This window comes from Streptomyces abikoensis (assembly GCF_014648775.1).
Taxonomy (GTDB): Bacteria; Actinomycetota; Actinomycetes; order Streptomycetales; family Streptomycetaceae; genus Streptomyces; species Streptomyces abikoensis.
Genome location: NZ_BMRT01000020.1, coordinates 1 through 8,959, shown reverse-complemented (window position 1 = coordinate 8,959; position 8,959 = coordinate 1). Strand labels below are relative to the sequence as shown.

12 protein-coding genes are annotated in these 8,959 nt (G+C 68.3%); 6 read left to right on the top strand and 6 right to left on the bottom strand.

Annotated features, from left to right (window positions below):
- The 3 genes from IE096_RS30995 to IE096_RS30985 form a co-directional block, all read right to left on the bottom strand.
- On the bottom strand, nt 1–686 hold a 686-nt coding region (locus IE096_RS30995; protein ID WP_189457445.1), incomplete at its 3' end, for a CHAP domain-containing protein.
- Between the two features lie 604 nt (nt 687–1,290).
- Complete coding sequence (locus tag IE096_RS30990; protein ID WP_189457441.1) at nt 1,291–1,650, bottom strand: hypothetical protein; 360 nt, start codon at nt 1,648–1,650, stop codon at nt 1,291–1,293.
- Between the two features lie 22 nt (nt 1,651–1,672).
- Nucleotides 1,673–2,296, bottom strand: coding sequence for a hypothetical protein (locus IE096_RS30985; protein ID WP_189457439.1), 624 nt, complete (start codon nt 2,294–2,296; stop codon nt 1,673–1,675).
- 349 nt (nt 2,297–2,645) lie between these two features.
- Here IE096_RS30985 and IE096_RS30980 point away from each other — a divergent pair, with 349 nt between their 5' ends.
- On the top strand, nt 2,646–2,918 hold the full coding sequence (locus IE096_RS30980) for a hypothetical protein (RefSeq protein WP_229820770.1): 273 nt from the start codon (nt 2,646–2,648) through the stop codon (nt 2,916–2,918).
- 87 nt (nt 2,919–3,005) lie between these two features.
- Here IE096_RS30980 and IE096_RS30975 read toward each other — a convergent pair whose 3' ends face one another.
- The 3 genes from IE096_RS30975 to IE096_RS30965 are packed head-to-tail and all read right to left on the bottom strand — an operon-like array spanning nt 3,006 to nt 4,257.
- Nucleotides 3,006–3,218 (bottom strand): hypothetical protein, encoded by a 213-nt coding sequence (locus IE096_RS30975; protein WP_189457437.1) that lies wholly within the window; start codon nt 3,216–3,218, stop codon nt 3,006–3,008.
- Nucleotides 3,215–3,883, bottom strand: coding sequence for a hypothetical protein (locus tag IE096_RS30970; RefSeq protein ID WP_189457433.1), 669 nt, complete (start codon nt 3,881–3,883; stop codon nt 3,215–3,217). Before IE096_RS30970 ends, IE096_RS30975 begins: the two co-directional genes overlap by 4 nt.
- A complete protein-coding gene (locus IE096_RS30965) occupies nt 3,880–4,257 on the bottom strand; it encodes a WhiB family transcriptional regulator (protein WP_189457430.1) in 378 nt (125 codons plus the stop codon). Before IE096_RS30965 ends, IE096_RS30970 begins: the two co-directional genes overlap by 4 nt.
- 439 nt (nt 4,258–4,696) lie before the next feature.
- Here IE096_RS30965 and IE096_RS30960 point away from each other — a divergent pair, with 439 nt between their 5' ends.
- The 5 genes from IE096_RS30960 to IE096_RS30940 all read left to right on the top strand — a co-directional run.
- A complete protein-coding gene (locus tag IE096_RS30960) occupies nt 4,697–5,158 on the top strand; it encodes a helix-turn-helix transcriptional regulator (RefSeq protein ID WP_373298229.1) in 462 nt (153 codons plus the stop codon).
- A gap of 334 nt (nt 5,159–5,492) precedes the next feature.
- Nucleotides 5,493–5,864 carry a 30S ribosomal protein S12 gene (gene rpsL / locus IE096_RS30955; RefSeq protein ID WP_003948652.1) on the top strand — a complete coding sequence of 124 codons (372 nt, stop codon included), beginning with the start codon at nt 5,493–5,495 and terminating at the stop codon, nt 5,862–5,864.
- Nucleotides 5,865–5,866: 2 nt separating this feature from the next.
- Nucleotides 5,867–6,337 carry a 30S ribosomal protein S7 gene (gene rpsG, locus IE096_RS30950; RefSeq protein ID WP_004950419.1) on the top strand — a complete coding sequence of 157 codons (471 nt, stop codon included), beginning with the start codon at nt 5,867–5,869 and terminating at the stop codon, nt 6,335–6,337.
- A gap of 39 nt (nt 6,338–6,376) precedes the next feature.
- The gene (gene fusA / locus IE096_RS30945) at nt 6,377–8,500 is read left to right on the top strand and encodes an elongation factor G (RefSeq protein ID WP_189457425.1); all 2,124 of its coding nucleotides are present in this window, start codon (nt 6,377–6,379) and stop codon (nt 8,498–8,500) included.
- A 166-nt stretch (nt 8,501–8,666) separates the two neighbouring features.
- Nucleotides 8,667–8,959: GTP-binding protein (locus IE096_RS30940; RefSeq protein WP_189457423.1), on the top strand; the 293-nt coding region annotated here is incomplete at its 3' end.

The window sequence follows — 8,959 nt, the reverse complement described above, 5'->3', positions numbered from 1 at the left end:
GCGTTGAGCTCGAGGAAGCGGGTCTGGATGGTGATGCCGGGGGCGATGCCGGAGATGGTGGCAGCGGCGGTCGCGATGTAGTCGGAGTTGCCGGTGATGAAGGCCGGGCCACCCTTGTCCGGGTGCTGGTCGCCACCGTCGGAGTACTCGTCGTCGAACGGGATGTGCGTAACGGTGTTGCGCTTCAGGGCGAGTTCGGTCTTACGGGCAAGGCTCACGCGCTTGGGCATGTCGAGGTCCTCATCATTCTTGTAGGTGGGGTGGCCGTAGCCGTAGGTGCGGGGGCTGGTGCGGCTGATGCGGCGGCGGTAGACGCCGTCGCCGTTCGACGAACCGTCGTTGTTGGTGTTGCCGCCGATGGTGACGATCTCGGAGTCGGTGAACGACTCGACCATCTCGACGTGGTCCTGGCCCTCGGTGCCGTAGAACACGATCGCGCCGACGGAAGGAGTCCGGTTCCACTGGTCGCGCGCCTTGAACCAGGCGACGCCGTTGGGGCAGTAGGCGAACTTCGGGATGATGTCGTCGTTGCCGGTCTTCCAGGCGCAGTACGACACGAACATCGCGCACCACGGCTCGTTGTTCATGGGGTACCAACGGCCGAACATGTTGTCGTTGTTCGGGCCTTCCTTGTAGCCGATGTGCTCGGCGGCTTCGGCGAGCAGGGCCTTGGCGGTATTGGCCATTTCTGTGATTGCCCCCCTTTCTTTTCTGGGCGGTTGGCGGGTGGGATTCGCGTCGAGCGGCGCGGCGCGCGTCGGTCGTGTTCGGGGCCACGCAAACGGCCCCCGTCCCTTTTCGGGGACGGGGGCCGTTGTCATGCGGCACGCGGGAGTGGTCGTCGCCGGCCGCTCAACGCGAAGCGGCGGGCCGCGCCCTTGTCGTGGGCACAGCTCCGCCGCTGCATCTATTGTGAACGAGATCGCGCGCGCGCGCAACAAGAAGTTTCGAGCTCGCAATCAGGCGTGGTCGGGGGGGGGCGGTGGGCTCAGGTCCAGGACCCGGACAGGCTGCCCTTCCAGCGGTCCGCGTCGACGGTGGCGACGATCGCGCCATCGGGCCGGTCGAGGGCGGGCTGGGCCGTGTAGCGCGTGTGCGCCTCGGCCCGGGTGCCTCGTGTGTCATGGCGAGGGCTGCGGGCACAGGAACCAGCCCGGTTCCGCGTGCGCCCGATGGATCAGGCGGGCTCGCTGCGCCAGCCGCATGATCGCCGGTCCGGCCGCCGTCCACACCCTCGCCAGGAAGCAGGTGTGAGGCCGTCATCGGTTCCTTTGCCGACGGGCAGCGGGGTCACAGGGCGATGCCGATGGCGATCTGCACGACTCCGATGGCCGCCACGATGACGGGTCGGCCTGTCATCCGCGGGTGGCGGTCCGCGAGGAATACCTCGTGGTCGCGCTTCGGGTCGTACGAGATGGTGACGGCCCTGCCTGCCCCGACGCTCGGTCCCTTCGTGCGCAGGACCACGAGTTTCCCCTCGCCGGCCAGCGGGACCCGCTCAAGGGAGTGCTTGACGATTCCCTTGGGCTCGTCGACCACGTGCCGGCACACGGCCCTTGTGGTGACCCGCCTCCGGTGGGCGAGCAGGTCGCCCACCGCCAGGCCCGCCGCGATCAGGAGCCAGACAGTTCCGCCGGTGAACCCGCCCACGGACACATTGAGCACCCTCGGCTCACCGCCCCAGCCGCACCGTCGCGTCGCGGATCTCGGCGATGCCGGCTTCGACCTCGCGGTACCAGTCCGTCACCGTCCGGCCCGGCTGGAGTTCCACGCGGCCCGCGTCCAGTTCGTGGAGGTGGTCGCCGAGGGAGTGGAGGCGGGCCTCCAGGGCGAATCTGCCGTGGGCCTCGGGGCCGGCCCAGGCGAGGTCGGCGGAGGCGGCGGCGAAGGCGGCGTGGGTGCGCTGCTGGATCGGGGCCAGCTTGTCGTGGAGGTCCAGGAGGTTCCGGTGGAGGGTCCCGAGGGTGTCGATGAGGGAGGCCACGTCCTTGACCAGGGGGATGGTCTCCTCCAGGTACGCCGAGAAGGTCTCGGCCGCCGTGTTCACGTCGTCGATGCCGGCGTGCTCGACGCCGTCGTGCCAGGGCGCGCGGATCTCCTCGTACCCGGTGACCAGGCGCTCGTGGTCGTACCAGAGCCGCTCGGCACCGGACAGCTCCGCGCGGACCGATTTCGCCGGGAGGCCGTCGCCCCGGTCGAGCAGTTCCTCGATCCGGCCGTGCGCGGCACGCAGGTCCTCGTAGGCGTCCTGGAGCAGCCCATGGGTCTCGTCCGCCACCTCCAGCAGGCTGGACAAGGCCTCGTGAGCCCCCGCCAGCATCCCGTCGTAGGCCCGCTGCGCTCGTCTCCGTCCCCACATGGCTGTCCCCACCCGTCCCCTTAATCCCCTACCGGCCAGTGCGTCGCACACGTCACACTTGGGACTGATCTTATGTTCGGCCGGAAGCCCTCCGGGAGATATCGCGAGGTCCGATGCTGAGGGGACGAGGTGTCAGACCGTCGGGATAGATTAATGGGCGATCGCGCACACTCCTGGCCATGTCACGACAGATGCTCAGGAGGTGTTACGGAAGGGCAAATGAGTCGGCGGAAGCACCTGGGGGTGGCATGAGCGAGCAAATCGTGGTCTGCGGGGGGACCACGTGGTGAGCGCGCGCAGTGATCTGCTCACGGACGTCGTGGCAGCCACCGTCGAGGTCGCCGCCGAGTCGGGGCGGTCGGGGCTCTTCACCGACGAGGTCGCCCGGGCGCTGACCGCCGTCGTCGGCAAGATAGCCGGGAAGACCGTCGAGGAGGCCGAGGTGAGCGGCTTCGTCAACGGTTGGCAGGAAGCCATCGAGGCCGTGGGCCAGAAGCGCAAGGACGCCGCCGGCGCTCAGGTGTACCGCATCGGTTCTTACGACATGACCGACGTCTGACGGTCGACAGTGACACAGCGCTGTGCCCCGTGGCTCGGTCGAAGCCACGGGGCACAGCGCTGAGTACTCCTCTTTATATGGGGGGCTTTATACAGGGGGCGCCGTGCGCCCCTCCCGTCGCTCGTGCGCCCGGCGCGTGACGCGCTCCGCCGCGAAGACGTCCTCCAACCGGAAGAGGTTCGCCCTGCCCCGGCGGCCCGCCGGGGTCAGATGACCCAGCTGGACCCACTTGCGGATGGTGTCCGGCACCACCGCCACCTCCTCGGCGGCCAGCCGCGCCGTCACCAGAGTCGTCGTCATCCCTCCGAGCCCTCCTCGTGTCCGTCCTCGTATCCGTCCTCGTCCTGTGCCGCGGCCATCTCCGCCAGGTCGCCCTCCGTCGCCTCCGCCAGCCGCGCCCACTCGGCGCGCGCCCAGGCGTGCCGGTGGCCGCGGTCCGTACGGCAGGCGCAGGCGGGGTCCGCGCAGCGGCAGCCGGGGTTGACGCAGAGGACCATCTCGCGGTGGGGGAAGACGCGCAGGGAGACCGAGTCGCAGTGCGGGCAGCGGCCGCGTACGCGTACGGGCGTCTCGGCGTCGCCCAGCGCGAGGGAGCAGCGCCGCGCCATCCGGCGGGCCTCGGCCCGTACGTGCTCGGCGAGCACCGGGTCGGGGCGCTCGGCGACGTCGTCCAGCAGGGCGATCAGCCGGACCAGCCGCTGCTCCACCCCGGCCCGGCCCGGGCGGGGGAGGCCGAGCTTCTCGCAGACCGCCTCCTCCAGCTCCACCACTCCGTCGGTGATGTCACGGATGGTGTCGGAGACGAACAGGCGGATAGGCGCCGCCGGGGCCGTACGGGTGGGGCGTCCGCCTCCGGAGGGGCGGGCGGTGCGGCTCGGGGCGAGCTCCCGGGCCAGCTCGGGGAACTGGCGGAGCAGGATGCCCAGCCATACGGCGGCGCGGTCGGGACGGCTCCCGGTGGTCATGACAGCTCCAACGGTGACGGTGACGGGGACGGATGCGGGTACGGGGACCGCATGGGTGAGGTGGCGGTGGGAAGGCCCGCCTCCGCCGCCAGCGCGTCGGGGATCCGGGCCTCCTTGCCGTTGCGCCACAGACGGCCCCCGCACACCCCGTCGAACCAGCTCTCCCTCGGCGCCACCGCCTCCAGGCAGTAGCGGGGGACGGGGCAGCCGGCGCAGGCCCGCAGGGCGGGGAGGGCGTCCTTGGGGCGGCGGGCGAAGACCGCCGCGTCCGGGAGGCCGACGCAGGCGGCGTGGGAGCGCCAGTCGACGGGGCGGCGGGTGGCGGTGGGGTGGGGGTAGGCGGTGACGGGGGCGCGGAGCGCGGTTTCGGGCATGGGCGGGTTCGGGTCCCCTCTCGGGGTGGAGTCCCCTCTCGGGGCAGGGGAAGGCAGGGCAGGGCAGGGCAGGGCGGAGCGGGGCAGGGCAGGGCAGGGCAGGGTGAAGCGGCGGCGGCGGCGTGCGGTGCGGTGCGTGCGTGATGGGAGGTGCCACCGTGGCCGCCGTGACCACAGTGCGTCATGTTGCGGTGGCGCAATCAACAGTAGACAGAGTGCGTGCGCGAGCGCAACAAATACCGATCATGTGTTCCACCCCACATACCGGGCGACCTGTAAACGCGCTGACCAGTAAGGAAAAGCCGGAATTTGCCATGGCGGGGTGGCGGGTTGCGCCCGCGCACTTCATTCTGTTTATTGCGTGCGCGATCGGACGGTAGGCTCGGTGGCGCGGAGGGAGTGCGGAGGGAGCAGTGCTATGGGCGAAAAGGGCTCGGATATGGAGCGTTTCGCGGGCTGGGTCGAAGGTCTGATGCGCGAACGCGGCTATGACATCGACAGTCCGCGTGGCGGAGGCAGGTCACGGCTGGCGGAGGACGCCGGTGTGCACCGTGCGGCGGTCACCCGGCTGCTGCAGCGGCAGAGCCTGCCCGACCTGGAGACCATGCGCGCCCTCGCGCGCGTGCTCGGCGTCTCGCTGCGCGACATGCTGATCCAGTCCGGCAAGGTGACGGCGGAGGACCTGCCGCTGCCGGGCGCGGGGCGTACGGGCGCGGGTGAGGGCGCCCGGGGCCGGGAGGACGACGGCCGGGTGACCCCGGCGGAGGCCGCGCAGATGCTCGGCGTGCCCGACAGCCACCGCCGGCAGTTCGTCGAGATGGCCGAGATGATCCTCTCGGTCAGCGGGGCCCGTACGGAGGGCACCCCCAGCGTCCATCGGGGTGTATCGGCCGGCCGGTAGTCCCGCCGGGAGCGGCCCCGGCAGGGCCCGTACGTCCGCTCTGATCTGCGACATATGCAGCACATCGGGGTGTCCTCCGCGTGTGCATTTGTTTTGACCGCAGCCCATGCTGTAGGTACGCTCTGACCTTGTGCCTGGGGTGTCCCTGGGCTCTCGCGCGTGCCTTCAGACCGTGTGAGAGGCCCGGAGCCGGACGGACCCAGCGGCCGGAAACACCGAAATCTGCGCTGATTCCGCCCTCCGGCGGGGTCTGCAGCCTTCGACACGCCCGACCGCGTGGGTCGGCGGTGACGCCCAGGTTAGTTTTATCGAGATCACAGAAACCGGAGAAACGGTGCCTACGATCCAGCAGCTGGTCCGGAAGGGCCGGCAGGACAAGGTCGAGAAGAACAAGACGCCCGCACTCGAGGGTTCGCCCCAGCGTCGTGGCGTCTGCACGCGTGTGTTCACGACCACCCCGAAGAAGCCGAACTCGGCGCTCCGTAAGGTCGCGCGTGTGCGCCTGACCTCCGGCATCGAGGTCACCGCTTACATTCCGGGTGAGGGCCACAACCTGCAGGAGCACTCCATCGTGCTCGTCCGCGGTGGCCGTGTGAAGGACCTGCCGGGTGTTCGCTACAAGATCATCCGCGGTTCCCTCGACACGCAGGGCGTCAAGAACCGTAAGCAGGCTCGCAGCCGCTACGGCGCCAAGAAGGAGAAGTAAGAATGCCTCGTAAGGGCCCCGCCCCGAAGCGCCCGGTCATCATCGACCCGGTTTACGGCTCCCCTCTGGTGACGTCGCTGATCAACAAGATCCTCCTGCACGGCAAGCGCTCCACCGCCGAGCGCATCGTGTACGGCGCCATGGAGGGTCTGCGCGAGAAGACCGGTAACGACCCGGTCATCACCCTCAAGCGCGCTCTCGAGAACGTCAAGCCGGCTCTCGAGGTCAAGTCCCGCCGTGTCGGTGGCGCCACCTACCAGGTGCCGGTCGAGGTCCGTCCGGGCCGCGCCTCCACCCTGGCGCTGCGCTGGCTGGTCGGTTACTCCCGCGCCCGTCGCGAGAAGACCATGACCGAGCGCCTCATGAACGAGCTGCTGGACGCCTCGAACGGTCTCGGCGCCTCGGTCAAGAAGCGTGAGGACACGCACAAGATGGCCGAGTCCAACAAGGCCTTCGCGCACTACCGCTGGTAGTCGCTACCCCCATCGAGAACCGAGAGAAGACTGAGCCATATGGCCACCACTTCGCTTGACCTGGCCAAGGTCCGCAACATCGGGATCATGGCCCACATCGACGCGGGCAAGACGACCACCACCGAGCGGATCCTGTTCTACACCGGTGTTTCGTACAAGATCGGTGAGGTCCACGACGGCGCTGCCACGATGGACTGGATGGAGCAGGAGCAGGAGCGTGGCATCACGATCACGTCCGCTGCCACCACCTGCCACTGGCCGCTCGACAACGTCGACCACACCATCAACATCATCGACACCCCGGGTCACGTCGACTTCACCGTCGAGGTGGAGCGCTCCCTGCGCGTGCTCGACGGTGCCGTGACGGTGTTCGACGGCGTTGCCGGTGTCGAGCCCCAGTCCGAGACTGTCTGGCGTCAGGCGGACCGCTACGGCGTGCCGCGTATCTGCTTCGTCAACAAGCTCGACCGCACGGGTGCCGAGTTCCACCGCTGCGTCGACATGATCGTCGACCGCCTGGGCGCGGTTCCGCTGGTCATGCAGCTGCCGATCGGCACCGAGGCGGACTTCAAGGGCGTTGTGGACCTGGTCCGCATGAAGGCTCTTGTCTGGTCCGCCGAGGCCGCCAAGGGTGAGATGTACGACGTCGTCGACATCCCGGACACCCACATCGAGGCTGCCGAGGAATGGCGCGGCAAGCTCCTCGAGGGCGTCGCCGAGAACGACGACGAGATGATGGAGCTGTACCTGGGCGGCGAGGAGCCGACCGAGGAGCAGCTGATGGCGGCCATCCGCCGCATCACTCTCGCCTCGCGTGGCGGCGGCGACTCCGTCACCGTCACCCCGGTGTTCTGTGGTACCGCGTTCAAGAACAAGGGCGTTCAGCCCCTGCTCGACGCCGTGGTCCGCTACCTGCCGTCGCCGCTGGACATCGAGGCTGTTGAGGGCCACGCCGTCAACAACCCCGACGAGGTCGTGAAGCGCAAGCCGTCCGACGACGAGCCGTTCGCCGGCCTTGCCTTCAAGATCATGAGCGACCCGCACCTCGGCAAGCTCACCTTCGTCCGGGTCTACTCGGGCCGCATGGAGGCCGGCACCCAGGTGCAGAACTCCGTGAAGGGCAAGAAGGAGCGCATCGGCAAGATCTACCGGATGCACGCGAACAAGCGTGAGGAGATCGACTCGGTGGGTGCCGGCGACATCGTCGCCGTCATGGGTCTGAAGCAGACCACCACCGGTGAGACCCTCTGCGACGCGTCCAACCCGGTGATCCTCGAGTCGATGGACTTCCCGGCCCCGGTCATCCAGGTCGCCATTGAGCCCAAGTCCAAGGGCGACCAGGAGAAGCTGGGTGTCGCCATCCAGCGTCTGGCCGAGGAGGACCCGTCCTTCCAGGTCCACACGGACGAGGAGACGGGCCAGACCATCATCGCGGGTATGGGCGAGCTGCACCTCGACGTGCTGGTCGACCGTATGAAGCGTGAGTTCAAGGTCGAGGCCAACGTCGGCAAGCCGCAGGTCGCGTACCGCGAGACGATCCGCAAGGCCGTCGAGCGGATCGACTACACGCACAAGAAGCAGACTGGTGGTTCCGGCCAGTTCGCGAAGGTGCAGATCGCGATCGAGCCCCTCGAGGGCGACGGCTACGAGTTCGAGAACAAGGTCACCGGTGGCCGTATCCCGCGGGAGTACATCCCGTCCGTGGACGCGGGTTGCCAGGAGGCCATGGAGTTCGGTGTTCTGGCCGGCTACCCGCTGACCGGCGTCAAGGTGACGCTGCTCGACGGTGCCTACCACGACGTCGACTCCTCCGAGCTCGCGTTCAAGATCGCCGGTTCCATGGCGTTCAAGGAGGGTGCTCGCAAGGCATCGCCGGCTCTGCTCGAGCCGATGATGTCGGTCGAGGTCACCACCCCCGAGGACTACATGGGTGACGTCATCGGCGACATCAACTCCCGCCGTGGCCAGATCCAGGCCATGGAGGACCGTCACGGCGCCAAGCTCGTCAAGGGCCTGGTTCCGCTGTCGGAGATGTTCGGCTACGTCGGAGACCTCCGCAGCAAGACCTCGGGTCGCGCAAGCTACTCGATGCAGTTCGACTCCTACGCCGAGGTTCCGCGGAACGTCGCCGAGGAGATCATCGCGAAGGCCAAGGGCGAGTAACCAGCTCCCGTCCCGACGGGCGTTGCACACGCTTTAGGCTTGACACCGGCTGTCGGGGCATTCCGCAACAAACCATGTCGGAATGCCCCGGTGGGCGGCTTCCCAGCAAAGATCCCTGGCGCCGAACGTATCTAGGCGTACAGAACCACTCCACAGGAGGACCCCAGTGGCGAAGGCGAAGTTCGAGCGGACTAAGCCGCACGTCAACATCGGCACCATCGGTCACGTCGACCACGGTAAGACGACCCTTACCGCGGCGATCACCAAGGTGCTGCACGACGCGTACCCGGACCTGAACCCCTTCACGCCTTTCGACGAGATCGACAAGGCCCCGGAGGAGCGTCAGCGCGGTATCACCATCTCGATCGCGCACGTCGAGTACCAGACCGAGGACCGTCACTACGCCCACGTCGACTGCCCGGGTCACGCGGACTACATCAAGAACATGATCACCGGTGC